Consider the following 23244-nt stretch of genomic DNA (forward strand, 5'->3'; position numbering starts at 1 on the left):
CGGCCGCATCCACCCCGCCTTTGGCATGGCCGGTGGCCAGGCGGGCTCACCCGGCATCAACCGCGTGGTGCGCAGCAACGGCCAGACAGAAGCCGTGGCCCACATCGGACAGGTGGATATGCAGGCTGGCGACGTGTTCGAAATCCACACGCCTGGCGGTGGAGGGTATGAATCTCCCCCCGCGCCGCCTTCGGCGTCACCCCCCGGAGGGGGCGGCACTGGTGGCCCGGCAAAGCCGGTTCCACGGTGCCCTGGGTCAAGATCCCTTCTGCTGCGTGAAGTGGCTTCAGGCTATGGAACCGCCGTTCGCCAAGCTCAGCACGGGCCGCAGGCGGCGCGGGGGGATGCTTTTCTACAGCTCTTCGACCCGCCTCGCCGGGTAGCTGTCCCAGCTCTGGCAACCGGGACAGTGCCAGAAGTGCTGCTTGGCTTCGAAGCCACAGGCCGCGCAGCGGTAGCGTTTGAGCGGGCCGCTGGCATGCTCCAGCGCCGCGAGCACCCGTGTCTGGGCAACGGGGTCGGACAGGGTCTCGCCCGCCAGCCAGCGGTTGGCCATGACCAGCGAAGGCTCCCGCTCCAGGTGCGCGAGGTAGTCGCTGCGGGCCTGGGCGGGCGCGCTCCTCAGACTGGCCAGGGCCTCGGTCACGTCCAGCGAAGGCGAGCGCTGTTCGCTGGCTTGCAGCAGTTCCAGCGCCTGCGGGACACGCCCGGTTTGCCGTGCCAGATCGGCCAGCGTGAGCGCCACCAAGGGCAGGCCTTGAGGGGCATGCTGGTTCAGTTGCAGTAATGCCGCGTATCCGCCTTGCAGATCGCCGGTCTGGGTTTTGAGCGCCGACAGCGCGATCCAGCCCCGCACCAGTTGTGGCGCCTTTTCCACGGCGTCCTGCAGCAAGCCCAGGGCCCGGCCGTTGTCGCCGCTGCGTTGTGCCAGCTCGGCCTCTTCGCACAGGTAGTGGGCCAGGCGCGATGCAAAGCTGCCTTGTTCGGCGGCTTCCAGGCGCAGGGCGATGCGTTGGGCCTGTGTCCAATCGCGTGACCGCTCGTAAATGGCGAGCAAGGCGAGCAAGGCCTCGCCCTCGAAGCTAGAGCCTTCCAGCTTTTGCAGCGCGGCTTCGGCGCGGTCGAGCAAGCCCGCTTTCAGGAAGTCCATCGCCAGTGCATGCTGCGCGCGGTCGTGGTCTTTGCTGCTGAGATCGGCCCGGGCCATCAGGTGTTCGTGCACACGCACGGCGCGGTCGTAGTCACCGCGGCGGCGAAACAGATTGCCCAGTGCAAAGTGCAGTTCGGCGGTGTCGGGGTCGCTTTGCACCGCTTCGATGAAAGCGTCGATGGCCTGGTCTTGTTGCTCGTTGAGCAAATGGTTCAGGCCCCGAAAGTAGGCCTTGGGTGCTTGACGGCTTTCCATGCGCCACTGGCGCAGGTCCAGGCGCGAGGCGGCCCAGCCGAGCGCGAACGCCAAGGGCAGGCCCCAAAGCAGCCAGGTGAAATCGATATCCATGTTGCGTCGCCGGGGCTCAGGGCATCAAGGTGGATTCACCATCTACGGCCAAGCCGGTTTGCAAGCGGTCCGCGCGCCTTTGCCGTTTGGCTCGCAGCCACAAGGGCAGCATCACGAGCACGCCCAGAAACAGGCCCAGCACCAGTGTGATCAACAAGATCAACACCAGCGGTGCGCGCCAACTGGCGCCAAAGAACAGCCGCAGCGTGATGTCGTCCTGGTTGTTCAGGGCGAATGCGAACAGCACAAAAAAAATGGCTGCTTTGAGCAGCCACATCAGGTATTTCAAATCGTCCCCTTCGTGGTGGAACGATTGTACCGATCAGCTCGGGTCGGTAGAACCCTTGCCCAGAATCTCGGCGGTCTTGGCATCCACTTGCTCGCGCAAGGCTTTGCCAGGCTTGAAGTGGGGCACGCGCTTTTCCGGAATCATCACGCTTTCGCCCGAGCGCGGATTGCGTCCGATGCGGGGCGAGCGGCGATTGACCGTGAAGCTGCCAAATCCCCGGATCTCGATACGGTGGCCTTTGACGAGCGCGTCGCCCATCGCGTCGAGGATGGCCTTGACGGCGAACTCGGCATCGCGGTGGGTGAGTTGGCCAAATCGGTTGGCCAGAGCTTCAACGAGGTCGCTGCGGGTCATATCAAAACAGGGGAAAAGGGTGTCCAGGCTCAAGCGCCTGCCGGCACCCGTAGGTGCCAGCAGGCGTTCGTCGGCTTATCAGCTGTTGTTGTCCAGCTTGGCGCGCAGCAGGGCGCCCAGGCTGGTGGTGCCGGCGTTTTCACGCGCCGACTGCTGGCTCAAGCTGGTCATGGCTTCTTGCTGGTCGGCGTTGTCCTTGGCCTTGATGGACAGCTGGATGTTGCGCGTCTTGCGGTCGACGTTCATCACCACGGTGGTGACTTCGTCGCCTTCTTTCAGCACGTTGCGCGCATCTTCCACGCGGTCGCGGCTGATTTCGCTGGCGCGCAAGTAACCCAGAACGTCTTCGCCCAGGTCGATTTCGGCGCCCTTGGCATCCACCGTCTTGACCTTGCCGGTCACCACGGAGCCCTTGTCGTTGATCGAAGCGAAGGTGGTGAACGGGTCGCCATCCAACTGCTTGATGCCCAAGGAAATGCGCTCGCGCTCGACGTCGATGGCCAACACCAATGCTTCGACTTCCTGGCCCTTCTTGTAGTTGCGAACAGCGGCTTCGCCGGGTTCGTTCCAGGACAGGTCGGACAGGTGCACCAGGCCGTCGATGCCGGCAGCCAGACCCACGAACACGCCGAAGTCGGTGATCGACTTGATCGGGCCCTTGACGCGGTCACCGCGCTTGGTCTGCTCGGCAAACTCGTGCCATGGGTTGGCACGGCACTGCTTCATGCCCAGCGAGATGCGGCGCTTGTCTTCGTCGATGTCCAACACCATGACTTCGACTTCGTCGCCCAGCGACACCAGCTTGGAAGGCGCAACGTTCTTGTTGGTCCAGTCCATTTCGGAGACGTGCACCAAGCCTTCGATGCCTGGCTCGAGTTCCACAAACGCGCCGTAGTCGGCGATGTTGGTGATCTTGCCGAACATGCGGGTGCTTTGTGGGTAGCGGCGCGAAACGCCCATCCATGGGTCGTCGCCCATCTGCTTCAGACCCAGAGAAACGCGGTGCTTCTCGGTGTCGAACTTGAGAATCTTGGCGGTGATTTCCTGGCCGGCCTGAACCACTTCGCTCGGGTGGCGGACACGGCGCCAGGCCATGTCGGTGATGTGCAGCAGGCCGTCGATACCGCCCAGGTCCACGAAGGCTCCGTATTCGGTGATGTTCTTGACCACACCGTTGACGATGGCGCCTTCTTTCAGGGTTTCCATCAGCTTGGCGCGCTCTTCGCCCATGGAGGCTTCCACCACGGCACGGCGGCTCAGCACCACGTTGTTGCGCTTGCGGTCGAGCTTGATGACCTTGAATTCCAGGGTCTTGTTCTCGTAGGGCGAGAGGTCTTTGGTGGGACGGCTGTCCACCAGCGAACCGGGCAGGAAAGCGCTGATGCCGTTGACCATGACCTTCAGGCCGCCCTTGACCTTGTTGCTGGTCGTGCCGGTGACGAATTCGCCCGACTCGAGTGCTTTTTCCAGCGACATCCAGGAAGCGAGGCGCTTGGCCTTGTCGCGCGACAGCAGCGTATCGCCGAAGCCGTTTTCCACGGAGTCGATGGCGACGGAGACGAAGTCGCCGACCTGGACTTCGAGTTCGCCCAGGTCGTTCTTGAATTCGGCCAGCGGGACGTAGGCTTCCGATTTCAGACCGGCGTTGACCACCACATGGCTGTGTTCGATACGAACGACTTCAGCGGTGATGACCTCGCCCGAGCGCATTTCAGCGCGTTTCAGGGACTCTTCGAATAGGGCGGCAAAAGATTCAGACATTGAATTTCCTAATACCGTGCAGCGTCGGGTCGCAGAACCTTGGGGAAGGGCGTGCGGGGAAATCGACGGGTGGACGGCGTTGACGTGTGCGGTGCAAAACACCGCGGGGTTGGTTGAAACAACCCTTGGGGCCTGCGGACGGTGAGTGTCCGGCGGTGCCTTCAGGGACGGAAAGTGGGTGTTCTCAGCTACCTGAAAACACCGTTCTGTCTTGCCACCAGTTCAGCACCTGTTGCACCGATTGCTCGATGCTCAGCGTGGAGTTGTCCAGTAGCAAGGCATCTTCAGCGGCCTTGAGTGGCGCGTGTGAGCGGGATGAATCCCGAAGATCGCGCGCCTGCAAGTCCGCCAAAAGACTGTCGAGTTTAGCAGCAATTCCCTTTGAAATCAATTGCTTATGTCGCCTTTGCGCGCGTTGCTCGGCGCTGGCGGTGAGAAACACCTTCAAAGGCGCGTCGGGAAAGAGCACCGTGCCCATGTCGCGCCCGTCGGCCACCAGGCCGGGCAGCTGGCGAAACCCGTGCTGCAAGCTCTCCAGGGCGGCCCGAACCTGCCCCAGCACCGAGACCCTGGAGGCGGCCATGCCGGCGGCTTCGCTGCGCACCGCGTCGCTGACGTCCACACCGCGCAACAAGATGCGTTGGGCGTCGAAACGCACCTCCAGGCCCGCCGCCAGCGCACCGATGCGCTCGGCATGTTCGGGGGATTTCAGATCTTCTTCGGCGGTGGACAGGCCATCGGCTTCGGCCGCCAGTCCCACCAGGCGGTACAAGACGCCCGAGTCGAGCAAGTGGTAACCAAGCGCGGTGGCAATTTCGGCCGCCAGCGTGCCCTTGCCGGAAGCGGTGGGGCCGTCCACACAGATCACTGGGATGTGGCGCGCGTCGGTGTGGCACAGCGCGAACAAGGCTTCGAAATAATCCGGGAAGGTTTTTCCCACGCATTTCGGGTCTTGGATGCGCACCGGCAGCTGGGCCGGGTTGAACGCGGTGAGCGAAAAACACATGGCGACCCGGTGGTCGTCGTAGGTGTGGATGCTGGCGGGCTTCCAGTCTGCGGGGCTGGCGGGGGGCGTGATGCGGATGTAGTCCGGGCCTTCTTCCACCGTGGCGCCGAGCTTGCGGCATTCGTGCGCCATGGCGGTCAGGCGGTCGGTTTCCTTGACCCGCCAGCTGGCGATGTTGCGCAGCGTGGTGGTGCCTTCGGCGTACAAGGCCATCACGGCCAGCGTCATGGCCGCGTCGGGTATGTGGTTGCAATCGAGATCGATCGCCTTGAGTGGCCAGGCGCCGCGCCGCACGTGCAAGGTGTTGGCTTCGCTGGTAATGTCCGCGCCCATCAGCTGGGCGGCCTGGGCAAAAGCGATATCGCCCTGTATGGACGCGAGGCCCACGCCTTCGATGGTCACGCCCTGTGTGCCTGCGGTGGCGGGCGCAATGGCACCCAGTGCGATGAAGTAGCTGGCGGAAGAGGCATCGCCTTCAACCGGTACACGGCCCGGCGAGCGGTAGCTGCTGCCGGCTGGAATGGTGAAGCGCGACCAGTCCTGCCGCTGTACGGTCACGCCAAAGCGGGCCAGCAGCTTGAGCGTGATTTCGATATAGGGGCGCGAGATGAGTTCGCCCACCACGTCGATCACGATGTCCTGGTCGCGCGCCACCAAAGGCAGGGCCAGCAACAAGGCGGTCAGGAACTGGCTGGACACGTCGCCGCGCACGCTGATGGGCTGGTCGAGTTGGAGCGCATGCGTCTGCTGGTCGCCCAGCCGAAGCGGTGGGTAGCCCGTGTTTTCCAGGTAGTCGATCGGGCAACCCAGTTGGCGCAAGGCGTCCACCAGATCGCCGATGGGGCGTTCGTGCATGCGCGCCACGCCGCTCAGCTCGAACTGGCCGCCGTGCACGCAGCTCAACAAGGCCAGGGCGGCGGTGAGCGGGCGCATGGCGGTGCCGGCGTTGCCGAGAAACAGCTGGGCCGACGGCACCGGCAACTGCCCGCCCAGGCCGTACACGCGCAGAGCACCGTCGGCTTGCGGCTCGATGCGGCAGCCGAGCTGGGTGAGCGCGGCCAGCATCACCTGGGTGTCGTCGGAGTCGAGCAGATCCACCACATCGGTGTGGCCCACGCTCAAGGCGGCCAGCAGCAGCACGCGGTTGGAAATGCTTTTGGAGCCGGGCAGGCGCACGGTGCCGCCAGCGGATTGCAGGGGCGGGAGGTCGAGGAAAGGAGTCGAAAACATGCGCGAAGAGGGTTTGAGCCGCGCCAGCGGCGGCTCAGCTTTTGGGTTTGTGGACGCTCATGCGCCAGGACGCGCGTGCGTGGCTGCCTTGTTCAATCAAGGCTTCCAAGGTTTGGGCGTCGCCTGAGGACAGCGCGGTTTCGAAGGCTTGCAAGGCTTGCTGAAACAGCCGGGATTGCGACAGCAGTTCTTCGCGGTTGGAGTTGAGGATGTCGCGCCAGACCGCGGGTTCGCTCGCTGCGATGCGGGTGAAGTCGCGAAAGCCGGGGCCGGCCAATGACAGGAATTCCTTGCCCTCGGTCTGGTTCTTGATCGCGTTCATCAGGGCGAACGCGATCATGTGGGGCAGGTGGCTGACAGCGGCGTAGGCCGCGTCGTGCGCCTCGGGCGACATCATCTTGATGTGGCAGCCCAGCGCCGTCCAGACTTTCTGGGCCTTGTCCAGTTGTGCGGTGAGCGTGCGCTCGATGGGGGTGAGGATGACCTGACGGCCGTGGTAGAGGTCGGCATCGGCATGCTCAACCCCCGAGAGTTCTTTGCCCGCAATGGGGTGGGCGGGGACGAACAGGCCGACCTGGTCCTTCAGCACGCGCCGGGCCGCATCGATCACTTCGCGTTTGGTCGAACCCACGTCCATGATCAAGGTATTGCCCCGCACCAGGTGCCGGATGGCCTTGAAGGTGGCCTCCGTGGCCGACACCGGAACGGCCAGCAAAACGATGTCGGCGCCCGACACGGCCAGCAGGGCAGAAGGCGCTTCCACATCGATCACGCCCATCTGGCGTGCGCGTTCGGTGGTGGATGGCGATTTGCTGTAACCGACCACGCGCTTGACCAGACCGGCCCGCTTGAGCGCCAGCGCAAACGAACCCCCCATCAGGCCGCAGCCTACCAGTCCGAGTTGTTCAAACATCATTCAGTCACCGGGTAGGCACCCAGCACCTTGTAGAAAGCGCACAGGCCTTGCAGCTCGTTCAGCGCGGCCTGCACGTTGGGCTGCGACGGGTGGCCCGCGATATCGATGTAGAAGTAGTACTCCCACTGGCCGGACTTGGCGGGGCGCGACTCGAAGCGCGTCATGGAAACACCGTTGTTCTTCAGCGGCACCAGCAGGTCGTGCACAGCACCTGGGCGGTTCGGCACCGACACCACGAGGCTGGTGCAGTCCCGGCCGGAAGCGGGGGGCATGGCCAGCGTCTGGGGCAGGGCAATGACGGCGAAGCGCGTGCGGTTGTAGGCCTCGTCCTGGATCGCATGGGCCACGATGTGCAGCCCAAACTGGGCCGCTGCGCGTTCGCTGGCCAAGCCAGCCCAGGCCGGGTTGGTGGCCGCCAGGCGCGCGCCCTCGGCGTTGCTGGACACGGCACGGCGTTCTGCGTGCGGCAGGTGCTGCGAGAGCCAGCCCTGGCATTGGGCCAAGGCCTGGGGGTGGGCCAGCACGACCTCGACCCCTTCCAGCGAATTGACTTGGCGCAACAGGTTGTGGCGGATCAGCAAGCTCACCTCGCCGACCACGTGCACGGGTGAACGCAGGAACAAGTCGAGCGAGCGTGCGACCACACCTTCGGTGGAATTTTCCATGCCGACCACACCATATTGGGCGGTGCCGGCGGCGGTGGCGTGAAAGACTTCGTCGAAGTTGGCGCAATAAATCAGGTTGGCCGCACCGCCAAAAAAGTCGATGGCGGCTTGTTCGCAGAAGGTGCCTTCGGGGCCCAGAACGGCCACCCGTTGCGGGGCTTCCAGCGCCAGGCAGGCCGACATGAGTTCGCGCCAGATCGAGGCCACGTGCTGGTTCAGCAGCGGCCCTGGGTTGGCGCGCTGGATTTTTTCGATCACCTGGGCGACCCGGTCGGGGCGGAAAAAAGGCGAACCCTCTTGCCGCTTGATGTCGCCCACTTGTTCGGCCAGGCGGGCGCGCTGGTTCACCATCGACAAAAGCTGTTGGTCCAGCGCGTCGATTTGCACGCGCAAGGCGGCCAGGCTGTCGGACTGTTGGGGTTGGCTCATGGGTTCGGACTCAGGCCTGGGTTTGTTCAAACTCGCGCAAATACGCCACGAGGGCCTGCACGCCTTCCAGCGGCAGGGCGTTGTAGATGCTGGCGCGCATACCGCCCACCGATTTGTGGCCCTTGAGCTGCAGCAGGCCCCGGGTCTGGGCGCCGGCCAGAAAGTCGGCGTTGCGCGATTCGTCCCGCAGAAAAAACGGCACGTTCATGCGCGAGCGGCAGTTCTTGGCCACCCGGTTTTCATACAACGACGATTGGTCGATGAAGTCGTACAGCAGCGAGGCCTTGGCGAGGTTGCGTTGCTCCATGGCGGGCACACCACCCTGTTGCTTGAGCCACTGAAACGTGAGCCCGGCCATGTAGATCGCATAGGTCGGCGGCGTGTTGTACATGGAGCCGTTGTCGGCCACGGTCTTGTAGTCGAACGCGCTGGGGCAAATCGGCAGGGCATGGCCCAGCAGGTCTTCGCGCACCACCACCAAAGTCAGCCCCGCAGGCCCCAGGTTTTTCTGTGCACCACCAAAGGCCAAGCCCACGCGCGACCAGTCCACCGCACGCGAGGCGACGTGCGATGAAAAATCGATCACCAGTGGCGCCTGGCTGCCCAGCGCTTTCAGGTCGGGCAGCTCCTGGAACTCCACCCCGTGGATGGTTTCGTTGCTGCACAGGTGCACATACGAGGCCTGCTCGTTGAGTTGCCAGCCAGCGGGATCGGGCAACTGTGTGTGGTGGTCGGCCTCGTTGCTGGCCACCACAGAGGCCTGGCAATATTTGCCGGCCTCTTTGAAGGACTTTTGGCTCCAGCTGCCGGTGACCACAAAGTCCACGGCTTTTCCGCGCGAGAGGTTGAGCGGAACAATGGCGTTTTCTGCCAGGCCGCCGCCTTGCATGAACAGAATGCGGAAGTGCGCTGGAACAGCCAGCAGTTCGCGCAAATCGGCTTCGGCCTGTTCATAGATCGCGATGAATTCTTTGCCCCGGTGGCTCATCTCCATCACGCCCATGCCGCAACCATGCCAGTCCAGCATCTCGCTGGCCGCCTGTGCCAAAACCTCGGCTGGCATGGCAGCGGGTCCGGCGGAAAAGTTGTAGGGGCGATTCATAGGCGTGTCAGTAGATGTCTACCCGAGCCGGCGCCAACCGGCCCGGCCAAGAGGGGTGGTGGTCCGACCGGTTGAGCGCCCGGGCAGGGCGCTTGCGGTCCGACCTGTTTCAAGGCGTGGGCGTTTCTTCCTCACTGTCGTCGCCGGCTTGCGTGGCATCGCCGCTGTCTGGCGTCTCCAGCGCATCGACCAGGGCGTTGGCGTCGTTTTCGACAATGCGCTGCAAGCCGGACAACTCGGAACCCTCGTCCAGTGCGATCAAGGTCACGCCTTGCGTGGCGCGGCCCATTTCCCGAATTTCGGAGACCCGGGTCCGCACCAGCACCCCGGTGTCGGTGATCAGCATGATTTCATCGTCGCTGTGAACCAGCGTGGCGGCAACCACTTTGCCATTGCGCTCGGTTTGTTGGATGGCGATCATCCCTTTGGTGCCTCTGCCATGGCGGGTGTATTCGCCGATCGGCGTGCGTTTGCCGTAACCGTTGATGGTGGCGGTCAGCACACTGGTGCGGGCCATTTCGTCGGCGGCCACTTCAGCGCCATCTTGCTCCGCCACCAGCATCGCGATCACGCTCTGACCGTCTTCGATCATCATGCCGCGCACACCGCGCGCGTTGCGGCCCATGGGACGCACATCGTTTTCGTCAAAGCGCACGGCCTTGCCACCGTCCGAGAACAGCATCACATCGTGCTGGCCATCGGTGAGCGCAGCGCCGATCAGGAAGTCGCCGTCGTCCAGCCCCACGGCGATGATGCCGCCCTTGCGCGGGTTGCTGAATTCGACCAAGGGCGTCTTCTTGACCGTACCCATGGAGGTGGTCATGAACACATAGCGGTCTTCGGGGAACGTGCGCGCCTCGCCCGTGAGCGGCAGCACCACATTGATTTTTTCGCCTTCGGCCAGCGGGAACATGTTGACGATGGGGCGACCGCGCGAGCCGCGCGAACCCGCAGGCACTTCCCAGACCTTGAGCCAATAGAGCCGACCCCGGTTGGAGAAGCACAGGATGTAGTCGTGTGTGTTGGCAATGAAGAGCTGGTCGATCCAGTCGTCTTCTTTGGTGGCTGTGGCTTGCTTGCCGCGTCCGCCCCGCTTTTGAGCGCGGTATTCCGACAGGGGCTGGCTCTTGATGTAGCCGCTGTGGCTGAGCGTCACCACCATGTTGGTGGGCGTGATCAGGTCTTCGGTTGCCAGGTCTTGCGCGTTGTGTTCGATCTCGCTGCGCCGTGCGCCCAGCTTGGTCTGGCCGAACTCCAGCTTCACTGCGGTGAGCTCGTCGCTGATGATGGTCGAGACGCGTTCCGGGCGGGCCAGGATGTCGAGCAGGTCGTCGATCTCGCCCATGACCTCTTTGTACTCGGCCACGATCTTGTCTTGCTCCAGACCGGTCAGGCGTTGCAGGCGCATTTGCAGAATTTCCTGCGCTTGCGTTTCCGACAGGCGATACAGCCCATCGTCGCCCATGCCGAATGCTTTCTCCAGCCCGTCGGGGCGGTAGTCGTCTGCATTGATCACACCGCCGTCGGCCTTGGCACGCGTCAGCATCTCGCGCACCAGTGCGCTGTCCCAAGGGCGTGCCATCAGCTCGGCCTTAGCCACCGGTGGCGTGGGGGATTCGCGGATGATGCGGATGAAATCGTCGATGTTGGCCAGCGCCACCGCCAAGCCTTCCAGCACATGGCCGCGCTCGCGTGCCTTGCGCAGGTTGAACACGGTGCGCCGCGTCACCACCTCGCGGCGGTGCTCCAGGAACACCTGGATCAGATCTTTCAGATTGCACAACTTGGGCTGGCCGTCGATCAAGGCCACCATGTTGATGCCGAAGGTGTCCTGCAACTGCGTCTGCTTGTACAGATTGTTCAGCACCACCTCGGGCACTTCGCCGCGCTTGAGCTCGATCACCAGGCGCATGCCGGATTTGTCCGACTCGTCCTGGATGTGGCTGATGCCTTCGATCTTTTTCTCGTGCACCAGCTCGGCGATGCGCTCTTGCAACGTCTTCTTGTTCACCTGGTAGGGCAGCTCGTCCACGATGATGGACTGGCGTTGCCCTTTGTCGATGTCTTCAAAGTGGCACTTGGCCCGCATCACCACGCGACCGCGGCCCGTGCGATAACCGTCCTTCACGCCATTGACGCCATAGATGATGCCGGCGGTGGGGAAATCGGGCGCCGGGATGATCTCCATCAGCTCGTCGATGGACGCTTGCGGGTTCTTGAGCAAATGCAGGCACGCGTCCACCACCTCGTTGAGGTTGTGCGGCGGGATGTTGGTGGCCATGCCCACCGCAATGCCGCCCGAACCGTTGACCAGCAGGTTCGGGAGTCGCGAAGGCAGAACCAAGGGCTCTTTCTCCGAGCCGTCGTAGTTGGGGCCGAAATCAACCGTCTCCTTGTCGATGTCGGCCAGCATTTCGTGGGCGATCTTCGACATCCGGATTTCGGTGTACCGCATGGCGGCTGCGTTGTCGCCGTCCACAGAACCGAAGTTGCCCTGGCCGTCCACCAGCATGTGGCGCAGCGAAAAATCCTGCGCCATGCGCACGATGGTGTCGTACACCGCACTGTCGCCGTGCGGGTGGTACTTGCCGATGACGTCACCCACGATACGGGCCGACTTCTTGTAGGCCCGGTTCCAATCGTTGTTCAATTCGTGCATCGCGAACAACACCCGGCGGTGCACCGGCTTAAGCCCGTCACGCGCGTCGGGCAAAGCCCGGCCCACGATCACGCTCATGGCGTAATCAAGGTAGCTGCGGCGCATCTCCTCTTCTAGGCTGATGGGCAGGGTTTCTTTGGCGAACTGTGTCATGGATCGGGATGTACGTGCGTGCAGGGGCCTGAAGGCAACTGCTTATTTTAGATGGCATACGCGCTTGGCCTTGAGATAGCGCTTGTTGCGAGCCTACAACGGAATAGGGGGATAGTCGAAAGCGTGTGTGACGCTGCCCAGGCAGGTGGCTATTCGTCTAGCGTCCTTGTGGCACAATCGATTTCAGCGTTTTGAGTGGTGGTCACTTCGAGCGTCCTTGTTCTTTCGCAGCCTGGCTGCGGCTTATTAAGAGGAAAACCATGAAAAAACTGAATAAAGTGGCTCTGTTGGTTGCAACTGCCGCCATGGCAACTGCCGCCGGTGCTCAGACAATCGACAACTGGCGCAACGGTACGTCCGAGCTGGTCTGGAAAAACGGCACCAACGAACTGTGCTGGCGTGACGCGTCCTGGACGCCCGCTACCGCTGCACAAGGTTGTGACGGCGCCATCGTCGCTGCTGCTCCTGCACCAGCACCTGTGGCTGCTCCTGCACCAGCACCTGTGGCTACCCCTGCTCCAGCACCTGCCCCGGCACCTGCTCCAGCACCTGTTGCCGCCAAGGTCACTTACGCAGCCGACGCCTTCTTTGACTTCGACAAGGCCGTGCTCAAGCCCGAAGGCAAAGCCAAGCTGGACGATCTGGCTGGCAAGGTTTCCGGTATCAACCTGGAAGTCGTGATCGCCGTGGGTCACACCGACTCCACCGGTGGCTCCGCCTACAACCAGGCTTTGTCCAACCGCCGCGCCGAAGCCGTCAAGGCCTACCTGGTGAGCAAGGGCATTGAAAGCAACCGCGTTTACACCGAAGGCAAAGGCCTGACCCAGCCCGTGGCAGACAACGCCACCCGCGAAGGTCGCGCCAAAAACCGCCGCGTGGAAGTCGAAGTGGTCGGCACCCGCGCCAAGTAATTTCAAATTGCTTGCAAAAAAACCGCGCTTCGGCGCGGTTTTTTTATGGGCTGAGGATAATGGCGGTATGAATGCTCATGTGAATGCAGACCCTGCGGAATTGGCCAAATTCTCTGACTTGGCGCACCGTTGGTGGGATCCCGAAAGCGAATTCCGCCCGCTCCATCAAATCAACCCACTGCGTCTGGACTGGATCGACAGTCTGTGTGGTCTGGCTGGAAAAAATGTGCTGGATGTGGGCTGCGGTGGCGGCATTCTTGCCGACTCCATGGCTCGCAAAGGGGCCACGGTAACCGGCATTGATCTGTCGGTGAAAGCCCTGAAGGTAGCCCAGCTCCATGCGCTGGAGGCGGGTACGGAAAACGTCAGCTACCGCGAAGTCAGTGCGGAGGCGTTGGCGCAAGAGCAGCCCGCAGCGTTCGATGTGGTGACCTGTATGGAAATGCTGGAACATGTCCCGGACCCGGCTTCGGTGGTGCGGGCCTGTGCGCGCATGGCCAAGCCAGGCGGCTGGGTATTTTTTTCCACCATCAACCGCAATACCAAATCCTTTCTGTTTGCGGTCATCGGTGCCGAGTACCTGCTTCAAATGCTGCCAAAAGGTACGCACGAATACGCCAAGATGATCCGCCCAAGTGAATTGGCGGCCTATTGCCGTGAAGCCGAGTTGCAGCTGGATCAGACCCGGGGCTTGGAATACAACCCACTGACCAGCCGGTACTGGCTGAGCCAAGACACCTCTGTGAACTACCTGTTCGCCACGCGAAAGCCTTGACCATGGCGGTTTTTGCAGGGGTTCGAGCCGTGCTGTTCGACCTGGACGGCACCTTGATCGACAGCGCGCCCGATTTGGCCGCCGCTGCCGATACCATGCGGGCGTCTCGGGGCTTGCCTTCGTTGCCTCTGGATCGGTACCGGCATTTGGCGGGTTCTGGTGCGCGCGGCATGTTACGGGCTGCGTTCGACTTGGGGCCGGACCATGTGGACTACGAAGCGCTGAAAGCGGAGTTCTTGGCGAACTACATGGCTTGCATGACCGAGCGCACGCTGCCTTTTGCCGGTGTGGCGGAGTTGCTGAGCCGTTTGGTGGACGGTGGTATGCGCTGGGGCGTGGTGACCAACAAAGCCCGGCGCTTTACCGAGCCACTTACCCAGTCCATACGCTTGTTCGAGACCGCTTCGACCATTGTGAGCGGAGACAGCACACCACACGCCAAACCGCATCCCGCGCCCGTGCAAGAGGCGGTACGCCAGATCGGGTTGACTGCAGAACAATGTATCTACGTTGGCGACGACGAGCGAGACATCGTTGCCGGGCATGCTGCGGGCGTGCGGACCGTGGCGGCAAGGTATGGATATTTGGGTCCGAGCGCCGACGTCTCAAGTTGGGGAGCACATGCGGTGGTGACATCGCCTTTGCAGGTCTTGCAATTGCTGGATATGCCTTAAACTACTCGGTTCAGGGGCTGCACTGGTTTCGACGTGGGTTCGGACGCGCTGCAGGGCATGTCGAGGTTCTGTCACCTCGTAAATCCGCAGAAAAAAACTAACTGCAAACGACGAACGTTTCGCACTCGCCGCTTAATTGCCGGTGAGCTTTGCAACAGCATGCCTATGGGCTGGGCAAGGGTTCAAACGGTGCAAGCCGTGCGAGTCCAGGCTGCAAAGATAATTCAATAGGCTGGTCGGGCGTTGGGTAACTTAGCGCACGACAAGACAATAGGTTGCTGGCGATTTGCATAGCGTGCCGCTGCGCGATGCGAAGAGTGAGATTCAAATCAGATGGCTACACATGTAGAACTGCGCGAAGAAGGCTTGCGGACGGGGGTTCAAATCCCCCCAGCTCCACCATACCCTGTGACAAAGGCCGCTAGGAACATATTCCTTGCGGCCTTTTTCTTTGGAAAGTCAACGGTTTACCCGGCAAAGAGAGGCGAGGGCATTTGCTGCCAGTGAAGCCACCTCGATTTCCTGAGCCAGTTGGAAGTAGAGGCTGGGGAACTGCTTCACACGGTTCTCGACTGGCGGAATCCGGCTCAGTGACTCATGCGGTCTGCGGTGGTTGTATCGGTGCAGCCAGTCGGCGGTCATGTCTCTGAGCGCCTGCAGTGATTCGAACAGGTAGCCGTCCACCGCATGATGCTCATGCATTGTTGCTACCACGCGGTTGCACCAACAGCGCGGTCAGGTCGCTGGTCGGGTTCAGGTGGGGCGTTCGGAGCCCGGGTTGGACACATATAGCCGGACGTGCCGTCCGAAATGCTCGACCAGATAGCCTTCGCCACGCTCCAGCACAAAGTACCGAAAGGCTTCGGCTGCCGGCGACAGCAGCTTGGACAGGGTGTGCACCACGTTCCATGCCCGCACGATGGGCGCACCTTCCACTTCGGGCAAGGCGATCAATTGGTGATCCAGTTCCAGGCCCAAGGTGTGCAGCGACAAAAAGCTCAGGCCCATACCCGCCATCACCGCTTGTTTAATGGTCTCGTTGCTCGCCATTTCCATGGTGATGCGCAGCTCGATTTGCGCCGCTTGTAGAAATTTTTCCAGCGCGGCGCGGGTGCCCGATCCTTGTTCCCGCACGATGAAACTCTGATCGCGTAGCGCTTGAATGGGTACATGTCCGATCTGCGCCAACGGGTGACCCACCGGGGCCACAAACACATGCGGATGGGCCGCAAACGGCTCTGCGCGCGTAGCCAATTCTTTGGGTGGGCGGCCCATGATGGCGATGTCTACCTCGTTGGCATGCAGCATCTGCACCAGCTGTTCGCGGTTGCCCACCGTCAGCTTGATTTCTATACCTTCATGCTCGCGCCGAAATTCAGCCAGCAGGTGTGGCAAGAAATATTTGGCCGTGCTCACCATGCCGATGGTCAGGGTGCCCACCTCAAGCCTTTGTAGCCGCGCGGCCGTGTCTTCGGCGTCCTTCAGCGTCGCCAGCATCTTGCGGGCATGAACCAGCATGTATTCGCCCACGGTGGTGAGCGCCACCTGGCGGCCGCTGCGTTCAAACAAGGGCATGCCCACATGGCCTTCCAGCTCCTTGACCTGCATGGTGATGGCCGGTGGCGTCAGGTGCAGCGCTTGTGCAGCTTTGGAGAAGCTCAGATGCCGGGCGACCTCGCTGAAGACGCGTAGCTGGCGGAAGGTGGCATTTTTCATTAAGCAATACCTTAATCGAAATGAAAATAATCGTGAATTTACTTTATCTCATCGGGTTTTTACAGTTCAAGCCATCGCAGCCAACCCTGTTTTTACCGAGGAACCCCGATGAGCACCCCTGTTGAACCCGGCCAGATCACCGATGCCAAGACCCGCTACAGCGCTGGCGTTTTGAAATACAAACAGATGGGCTACTGGATGCCCGACTACGAACCCACCGCCACCGACACGATTTGCCTGTTCCGCATCACGCCGCAAGAGGGCGTCGATCCGGAAGAGGCCGCCGCTGCAGTGGCCGGCGAATCTTCTACAGCCACTTGGACCGTGGTGTGGACCGACCGGCTCACCGCCTGCGACAGCTACCGCGCCAAGGCCTACAAGGTGATTCCGGTGCCTAACAACCCGGGCCAGTACTTCGCCTACGTGGCCTACGACCTGATCTTGTTCGAAGAGGGCTCCATCTCGAACATGACGGCCAGCCTGATCGGCAACGTCTTTTCATTCAAGCCGCTCAAGGCTGCTCGACTGGAAGACATCCGCCTGCCCGTGGCCTATATCAAGACCTTCAAAGGCCCACCTACCGGGTTGGTGGTCGAGCGCGAACGGCTGGACAAATTTGGCCGCCCGCTGCTGGGCGCGACCACCAAACCCAAATTGGGCTTGTCGGGCCGCAACTACGGTCGGGTGATCTACGAAGGCCTCAAGGGTGGCCTGGATTTCATGAAGGACGACGAGAACATCAACAGCCAGCCCTTCATGCACTGGCGCGATCGGTTTCTGTACGTGATGGATGGCGTGAACAAAGCGCAGGCGGTTACCGGCGAGATCAAGGGCAGCTACCTCAACGTGACTGGCGCCACGATGGAGGACATCTACGAGCGCGCCGAGTTTGCCAAGGAACTGGGCAGCGTGGTCATCATGCTCGATCTGGTGATTGGCTGGTCGGCGATCCAGAGCATGGCCAACTGGGCGCGCAAGAACGACATGATCGTCCACATGCACCGCGCCGGACACGGCACCTACACGCGGCAGAAAAACCACGGGGTGAGTTTCCGCGTCATCGCCAAATGGCTGCGCCTGGCTGGTGTGGACCACCTGCACACCGGCACCGCAGTGGGCAAGCTCGAAGGCGATCCGCTCACCGTGCAGGGCTATTACAACGTGTGCCGCGACAGCTACACCAAGACCGATTTGCCGCGTGGCATCTATTTTGACCAGGACTGGGCCGACACCAAGAAGGTGATGCCTGTTGCATCGGGCGGTATCCACGCCGGGCAAATGCACCAGCTGTTGGATCTGTTTGGCGACGACGTGATTCTGCAGTTTGGTGGCGGCACCATCGGTCACCCGCAGGGCATACAGGCCGGTGCCGTGGCCAACCGTGTGGCGCTGGAAAGCATGGTCAAGGCGCGCAACGAAGGCAAAAACATCGCAGTCGAAGGCCCCGAAATTTTGAAGAAGGCCGCCCAGACCTGCGGTCCGCTGAAAGCCGCGCTCGATACCTGGGGTGACATCAGCTTCAACTACGCCTCAACCGACAGCAGCGACTACGTGGCCACCCCTGGCACATCCGCCTGATCCGCCGCGCATCCATTCAGCCTATAGGAGAACCCCACCATGATGAGCAACCCCACCGGCCGCCTGACGCAAGGCCAGTTCAGTTTTCTGCCCGACCTCACCGACGCAGAGATCACCCAGCAGATCGACTACGGCCTGGGCAAAGGCTACGCCTGGAGCGTCGAGTACACCGACGATCCGCACCCGCGCAACACCTATTGGGACATGTACGGCATGCCTATGTTCGACCTGAAAGATGCAGCGGGTGTGTTGCAGGAGTTGCAGGGCTGCCGCAAGGCCTTTCCCAACCACTACATCCGCCTGATGGCATTTGACTCGACACGGGGCATCGAATCGGTGGCCATGTCTTTTCTCGTCAACCGTCCGAAGACCGAACCGGGCTTTGCGCTGGAACGCCAGGAAGTCAATGGCCGAAGCATGCGTTACACCACGCGAGGTTATGGCGCTGATCGGCCAGAAGGCGATCGCTATTGATCCGCGGCGGACAAAGTTCTACCACCGACCCACAACCCAACCGCTCCATGAACGCTCCGATGTACACGATCCCCGGTGTTGCCGCGCCTGCCGCGCTGGTGGAACCGCTCCAGGACAGGGCCGACACAGCACAGGCCACGTCGGTGGCCCGCACAGTGGCGGAAGTGCTGGCGAGTTCACAGGTCGAGTCGGTGTTGCAAGAGCTGGACGACGAGCTGGTAGGCCTGGTGCCCGTGAAATCGCGTATCCGCGATATCGCCGCACTGTTGGTGATCGACAAGCTGCGCACGAACCTGGGCCTGGCTTCTGAGTCGCCGAGCCTGCACATGTGCTTCACCGGCAACCCGGGCACCGGCAAGACCACGGTGGCGATGCGCATGGCCGAGATCCTCCACCGCCTGGGCTATGTGCGCAAAGGCCACTTGGTGGCGGTCACGCGCGACGATTTGGTGGGGCAGTACATAGGCCACACAGCGCCCAAAACCCGCGAGGTGCTGAAGAAGGCCATGGGCGGCGTGCTGTTCATCGACGAGGCCTACTACCTCTACCGTCCAGAGAACGAGCGCGACTATGGGCAGGAGGCGATCGAGATCTTGCTGCAGGTGATGGAGAACCAGCGCGACGATTTGGTGGTGATCCTGGCCGGTTACGCCGATCGCATGGACACGTTTTTTCAAAGCAATCCCGGCATGAGCTCCCGCATCGCCCACCACCTGGCGTTTCCCGACTACGCGCCGGGCGAGCTGATGCAGATTTCGCACAAGATGCTGGCCGCGCAAAACTACCAATTCGGCCCTGGTGCCGAAGAGGCCTTCGAACGCTACCTCAGCCTGCGTCTGCAGCGGCCGCACTTTGCCAATGCGCGCAGCGTGCGCAACGCGCTGGACCGTGCTCGCCTGCGCCAAGCCAGCCGCCTGTTTGCGGACCGCAACCGTGTGCTAACCGCGCAAGATCTCACGGCCCTCGACGCGGCCGACATCCTCGGCAGTCGCCTGTTCCTCGGTGCCAGCGGCGCAGCGGAGTAAGAACCATGTTGCAAGCCCTGATTTTTGATGTGGACGGCACCTTGGCCGATACCGAGGGCGCGCACCGCGCAGCGTTCAACCACGCATTCAAGGCCGTGGGACTGGACTGGGTGTGGGACGAAGCGCTGTACACCGAACTGCTGTCCATCTCGGGTGGCAAGGAACGGATGCAGCACTACTGGAACACCACCTGCGACATTCGAGATGTGGGTGGCGCAGGTGTGCAAGACACCATTGCTCGGCTGCATGAGTTGAAGACCGCCGAATACGAAGGCATGGTGCGAGACGGTCAAGTCCTCCTGCGGCCGGGTGTGCTGCGTCTGATCGAATCGGCGAGCCAGCAGGGGTTGCAGCTGGCGATCGCCACCACCACATCGCCCATCAACATCACAGCGCTGCTGCGCACGGCCATCGGTCTGGACTGGCGGCACTATTTCACCGTGATCGAAGACGCTTCGACCGCACCAAACAAGAAACCCCATCCGCAGGTGTATCTGCAGACCTTGAGCCGCATGGGCTTGTCTGCCGCTGACGGTCTGGCCTTTGAGGATTCGGCCAACGGCCTGAACGCCGCTACCAGCGCAGGCCTGGCCACCGTCATCACGCCCAACCGTTTCACCGCCCACCACGATTTTCGCCATGCCTTGCGGGTTGTGCCCGACCTGCTCGGCACCACGGTGGCGCATCTGCGTGCTTGGCATGGCGAGTGGTCGCATCGCACTTCGTTGCGCAACTGACCCGCATCGACCCGCTCACCTCAACACAAGATCAACACATGAGTTCCAGCATACGCATTGCCCCTTCCATTCTGTCGGCCGATTTTTCCCGTCTGGGCGAAGAGGTGCGTGCCATCGAAGCGGCAGGTGCCGACTTGGTGCATTTTGACGTGATGGACAACCATTACGTGCCCAACCTCACCATAGGTCCACTGGTGTGCGAGGCTATACGACCGCACGTCAAGATCGGCATCGATGTGCACCTGATGGTGGAACCGGTGGATGCACTGATTCCGCTGTTTGCCAAAGCGGGCGCCAACATCATCACCTTCCATCCCGAAGCCAGCCGTCATGTGGATCGCACGCTGCAGCTCATTCGCGATCACGGCTGCAAAGCTGGCCTGGTGCTGAATCCGGCCACTCCGCTGGCCTGCCTGGATCACGTGATGGCGCGGCTGGACATCGTATTGCTCATGAGCGTGAACCCCGGATTTGGGGGGCAACAGTTCATCGAGGCAACCTTACCCAAGCTGGAGGCTACACGCCGCCTGATAGACGCGCATACGGCGGCCGGTGGCCAGCCTATCTGGCTGGAGGTGGACGGCGGCGTGAAGATCGACAACATCCGTCGCATCGTGGCCGCTGGTGCCGACACCTGCGTGGCGGGCAGCGCTGTGTTTGGCGCACCCGATGCCGATGCGGGCTACCGCGGTGTCATGAACACCCTGCGCCGCGCCGCGCACGCTGCCTGAACCCGATTTCCGATATTTCAGAAACCAAGAGACCTCCCCATGCCCTTCTCCCAACGTTCCACGCTCACCCAATACCTCATCGAGGAACGGCGGCGCTATCCCAGTGCCAGCGGTGATTTCAACGCACTGGTGTTGGACGTGGCACTGGCCTGCAAGGCGATTGCCCGGGCGGTCGCCTTTGGCGAACTCGGTGGCGCGATGGGCAACCACGACGCCGAGGCGGGTGGCTCCATCAACGTGCAGGGCGAGACGCAGAAGAAGCTCGATGTCATCAGCAACCAGTACTTCACCCGTCTGACCGAGTGGGGTGGTCACCTGGCCGGCATGGCGTCGGAAGAAATGGAAGCGCCGTACCAGATTCCGGCCCAGCAGCCGCGCGGGAAATACCTGTTGGTGTTCGATCCGCTGGATGGCTCATCCAACATCGATGTGAATGTATCGGTGGGCAGCATCTTCTCCATCTTGCGTGCGCCACAGGATGTGATTGACAGCGGGCGCGACGTGGTTGGGTCGGATTTCTTCCAGCCGGGCACCCAGCAGGCTGCAGCGGGCTATGCGCTGTATGGTCCCACCACCATGTTGGTGCTGTCGGTAGGCAATGGCGTGGTGGGCTTCACGCTGGATCCCAATCTGGGTGAATTCATGCTCACCCATCCCGACATCCAGGTGGCACCCGACTCCGCCGAATTCGCCATCAACGCGTCCAACAGCCGCTTCTGGGAGGCACCCGTCAAGCGCTATGTGGACGAGTGCCTCGCCGGCAAACCCGGTCCACGCGGCAAAGATTTCAACATGCGCTGGATTGCCAGCATGGTGGCCGAAGCGCACCGCATCCTGATGCGGGGTGGCGTTTTCCTGTACCCGCGCGACACCAAGGATCCGAGTAAACCCGGTCGCCTGCGTCTGCTCTACGAAGCCAATCCCATTGGGTTTCTCATGGAGCAAGCGGGGGGGCGCGCCAGTACCGGACGCCAGCCGGTGTTGGGCGTAGCGCCCGATGGTCTGCACCAGCGCATCGGTCTGGTGTTCGGTTCGCGCAACGAGGTCGAGCGCATCGAGCGCTACCACGCAGAGCCCGCGATGAAGGAACTGGACAACCCGCTATTTGCCAAGCGCAGCCTGTTTCGGGACTGATTGCCCGGGACGGTCTGAGGCGCCATGCACCCCAGCCAGCCTGCGCCAGCGCCCGCAAAGGGCCCCATCTGGAATTCACTTTTGCCTAGGAGACAGCTCATGTCAGAACGCCATCCCATCATCGCCATCACAGGCTCCAGCGGTGCCGGTACCTCGACCGTGACGCGCACCTTCGCCAATATTTTTCGGCGCGAGAACGTCACGGCGGCGATCATCGAAGGTGACAGCTTTCACCGATATGACCGCCGCGAGATGAAGCAGCGACAAGCCGAAGCCGAAAAAACCGGCAACATGAACTTCAGCCATTTCGGTCCGGACAACAACTTGTTCGGCGACCTGGAGTCGCTGTTCGGCACATATGCGGAGTCGGGGCAGGGCCGATCAAGAAAATACCTGCACAACGACGTGGAGGCCGCGCCCTACCAGCAAGAGCCCGGGACTTTCACGCCGTGGGAAGATCTTCCCGCTGGCACCGACATGCTGTTCTACGAAGGCCTGCACGGCGCGGTCGTCACGCCCGAGCACAACATCGCCCAGCATCCCGATCTTTTGGTGGGTGTGGTGCCTGTCATCAATCTGGAGTGGATCCAGAAGCTCTGGCGCGACAAGCACCAGCGTGGCTACAGCACCGAAGCGGTGACCGACACCATTCTGCGTCGCATGCCGGACTACGTGAACTACATCTGCCCGCAGTTCGCCCACACCCACGTCAACTTCCAGCGTGTGCCTATGGTGGACACCAGCAACCCCTTCATCTCGCGCGACATTCCCAGCGCCGACGAGAGCATGGTGGTGATCCGTTTCGCCAATCCCAAGGGCATCGATTTCCCCTACCTGCTCAACATGATTGGTGACAGCTTCATGAGCCGCGCCAACACCATTGCTGTGCCCGGCGGCAAGATGGAATTGGCTATGCAGTTGATCTTCACACCCTTTGTGTGGCGGATGCTGGAGCGGAAGAAAAACGCCTCCCGCGTCGGCTGATGCCGTGACACCCACTGGGAAAGCAGCGCTGGCGGACCGGCGAAGCCAGATCCACCGCGTCCTGGGGGGCATCCCCACGCTGGGATCGAGGTTGGTCGCCGCTCCCATTTCCAATTTGCAGGATTCCGTATGAATACCCCTTCCCCTGAACTTGCTCGCCAAATGGCGAATGCCATTCGTATGCTGGCTGTCGACGCCGTCGAAAAAGCCAAGTCGGGCCATCCCGGCGCCCCCATGGGCATGGCCGATATTGCCGAGGTGTTGTGGAACCGCCACCTGCGCCACAACCCGGCCAACCCGCAGTGGGCCGATCGCGACCGCTTTGTGCTCTCCAACGGTCACGGCTCGATGTTGATTTACGCGCTGCTGCACCTGACCGGCTACGACTTGTCAATGGACGAACTGAAGCGCTTTCGCCAACTGCACAGCAAGACCGCTGGCCA

The 23244-nt window shown here is 62.0% G+C and carries 21 protein-coding genes, 1 other RNA gene and 2 pseudogenes; 13 read left to right on the forward strand and 11 right to left on the reverse strand.

Features of this window, described 5'->3' with window-relative positions; translation table 11 throughout:
• Window positions 1–169: pseudogene (locus ABYB95_RS01605) on the forward strand (hydantoinase B/oxoprolinase family protein); the annotation flags it as partial.
• A 183-nt stretch (window positions 170–352) separates the two neighbouring features.
• On the opposite strand, the gene lapB reads toward ABYB95_RS01605, so the two are convergent.
• The 9 genes from lapB to gyrA all read right to left on the reverse strand — a co-directional run bounded on the left by lapB (window position 353) and on the right by gyrA (window position 12062).
• Entirely contained in the window at window positions 353–1498 is a 1146-nt protein-coding gene (lapB, locus tag ABYB95_RS01610; protein WP_372656678.1) for a lipopolysaccharide assembly protein LapB, read from the reverse strand.
• A gap of 16 nt (window positions 1499–1514) precedes the next feature.
• Window positions 1515–1787 (reverse strand): lipopolysaccharide assembly protein LapA domain-containing protein, encoded by a 273-nt coding sequence (locus ABYB95_RS01615; RefSeq protein WP_372656679.1) that lies wholly within the window; start codon window positions 1785–1787, stop codon window positions 1515–1517.
• Between the two features lie 33 nt (window positions 1788–1820).
• Window positions 1821–2141: an integration host factor subunit beta gene (locus tag ABYB95_RS01620; RefSeq protein WP_372656680.1), complete on the reverse strand. Its 321-nt coding sequence runs from the start codon at window positions 2139–2141 to the stop codon at window positions 1821–1823.
• A 78-nt stretch (window positions 2142–2219) separates the two neighbouring features.
• Window positions 2220–3902 carry a 30S ribosomal protein S1 gene (rpsA, locus tag ABYB95_RS01625; protein WP_372656681.1) on the reverse strand — a complete coding sequence of 561 codons (1683 nt, stop codon included), beginning with the start codon at window positions 3900–3902 and terminating at the stop codon, window positions 2220–2222.
• A gap of 184 nt (window positions 3903–4086) precedes the next feature.
• Window positions 4087–6138 (reverse strand): bifunctional 3-phosphoshikimate 1-carboxyvinyltransferase/cytidylate kinase, encoded by a 2052-nt coding sequence (locus tag ABYB95_RS01630; protein ID WP_372656682.1) that lies wholly within the window; start codon window positions 6136–6138, stop codon window positions 4087–4089.
• A gap of 34 nt (window positions 6139–6172) precedes the next feature.
• A complete protein-coding gene (locus ABYB95_RS01635) occupies window positions 6173–7051 on the reverse strand; it encodes a prephenate dehydrogenase (RefSeq protein ID WP_372656698.1) in 879 nt (292 codons plus the stop codon).
• On the reverse strand, window positions 7051–8148 hold the full coding sequence (gene pheA / locus ABYB95_RS01640; protein WP_372656683.1) for a prephenate dehydratase: 1098 nt from the start codon (window positions 8146–8148) through the stop codon (window positions 7051–7053). Before pheA ends, ABYB95_RS01635 begins: the two co-directional genes overlap by 1 nt.
• A gap of 10 nt (window positions 8149–8158) precedes the next feature.
• Window positions 8159–9250 (reverse strand): 3-phosphoserine/phosphohydroxythreonine transaminase, encoded by a 1092-nt coding sequence (serC, locus tag ABYB95_RS01645; protein WP_372656684.1) that lies wholly within the window; start codon window positions 9248–9250, stop codon window positions 8159–8161.
• Between the two features lie 109 nt (window positions 9251–9359).
• A complete protein-coding gene (gyrA, locus tag ABYB95_RS01650; protein ID WP_372656686.1) occupies window positions 9360–12062 on the reverse strand; it encodes a DNA gyrase subunit A in 2703 nt (900 codons plus the stop codon).
• A 260-nt stretch (window positions 12063–12322) separates the two neighbouring features.
• Here gyrA and ompA point away from each other — a divergent pair, with 260 nt between their 5' ends.
• The 4 genes from ompA (at window position 12323) to ssrA (ending at window position 14824) form a co-directional block, all read left to right on the forward strand.
• Complete coding sequence (gene ompA, locus ABYB95_RS01655) at window positions 12323–12973, forward strand: outer membrane protein OmpA (RefSeq protein ID WP_372656687.1); 651 nt, start codon at window positions 12323–12325, stop codon at window positions 12971–12973.
• Between the two features lie 67 nt (window positions 12974–13040).
• On the forward strand, window positions 13041–13748 hold the full coding sequence (gene ubiG, locus ABYB95_RS01660) for a bifunctional 2-polyprenyl-6-hydroxyphenol methylase/3-demethylubiquinol 3-O-methyltransferase UbiG (RefSeq protein WP_372656699.1): 708 nt from the start codon (window positions 13041–13043) through the stop codon (window positions 13746–13748).
• 2 nt (window positions 13749–13750) lie between these two features.
• Entirely contained in the window at window positions 13751–14422 is a 672-nt protein-coding gene (locus tag ABYB95_RS01665) for an HAD-IA family hydrolase (protein ID WP_372656688.1), read from the forward strand.
• A gap of 13 nt (window positions 14423–14435) precedes the next feature.
• Window positions 14436–14824: a transfer-messenger RNA gene (gene ssrA / locus ABYB95_RS01670) on the forward strand.
• Between the two features lie 57 nt (window positions 14825–14881).
• Here the strand turns inward: ssrA and ABYB95_RS01675 are convergent.
• Entirely contained in the window at window positions 14882–15136 is a 255-nt protein-coding gene (locus ABYB95_RS01675; RefSeq protein WP_372656689.1) for an integrase core domain-containing protein, read from the reverse strand.
• 39 nt (window positions 15137–15175) lie between these two features.
• Window positions 15176–16138, reverse strand: coding sequence for a LysR substrate-binding domain-containing protein (locus ABYB95_RS01680; protein WP_372656690.1), 963 nt, complete (start codon window positions 16136–16138; stop codon window positions 15176–15178).
• A gap of 108 nt (window positions 16139–16246) precedes the next feature.
• Here ABYB95_RS01680 and ABYB95_RS01685 point away from each other — a divergent pair, with 108 nt between their 5' ends.
• The 8 genes and pseudogenes from ABYB95_RS01685 to ABYB95_RS01720 form a co-directional block, all read left to right on the forward strand.
• The gene (locus ABYB95_RS01685) at window positions 16247–17716 is read left to right on the forward strand and encodes a ribulose-bisphosphate carboxylase large subunit (RefSeq protein ID WP_372656691.1); all 1470 of its coding nucleotides are present in this window, start codon (window positions 16247–16249) and stop codon (window positions 17714–17716) included.
• Between the two features lie 39 nt (window positions 17717–17755).
• A complete protein-coding gene (locus ABYB95_RS01690; protein ID WP_372656692.1) occupies window positions 17756–18190 on the forward strand; it encodes a ribulose bisphosphate carboxylase small subunit in 435 nt (144 codons plus the stop codon).
• Between the two features lie 47 nt (window positions 18191–18237).
• Window positions 18238–19215: a CbbX protein gene (gene cbbX / locus ABYB95_RS01695; protein WP_372656693.1), complete on the forward strand. Its 978-nt coding sequence runs from the start codon at window positions 18238–18240 to the stop codon at window positions 19213–19215.
• Between the two features lie 5 nt (window positions 19216–19220).
• On the forward strand, window positions 19221–19952 hold the full coding sequence (locus ABYB95_RS01700; protein WP_372656694.1) for an HAD-IA family hydrolase: 732 nt from the start codon (window positions 19221–19223) through the stop codon (window positions 19950–19952).
• 38 nt (window positions 19953–19990) lie between these two features.
• Complete coding sequence (rpe, locus tag ABYB95_RS01705) at window positions 19991–20683, forward strand: ribulose-phosphate 3-epimerase (RefSeq protein ID WP_372656695.1); 693 nt, start codon at window positions 19991–19993, stop codon at window positions 20681–20683.
• Window positions 20684–20722: 39 nt separating this feature from the next.
• Window positions 20723–21817 (forward strand): class 1 fructose-bisphosphatase, encoded by a 1095-nt coding sequence (locus tag ABYB95_RS01710; protein WP_372656696.1) that lies wholly within the window; start codon window positions 20723–20725, stop codon window positions 21815–21817.
• A 99-nt stretch (window positions 21818–21916) separates the two neighbouring features.
• Window positions 21917–22801, forward strand: a complete 885-nt coding sequence (locus tag ABYB95_RS01715) for a phosphoribulokinase (RefSeq protein ID WP_372656697.1) — start codon at window positions 21917–21919, stop codon at window positions 22799–22801.
• Between the two features lie 129 nt (window positions 22802–22930).
• A pseudogene (locus ABYB95_RS01720) lies at window positions 22931–23244 on the forward strand (transketolase); the annotation flags it as partial.

Source organism: Hydrogenophaga sp., from assembly GCF_041633695.1.
GTDB lineage: Bacteria > Pseudomonadota > Gammaproteobacteria > Burkholderiales > Burkholderiaceae_C > Hydrogenophaga.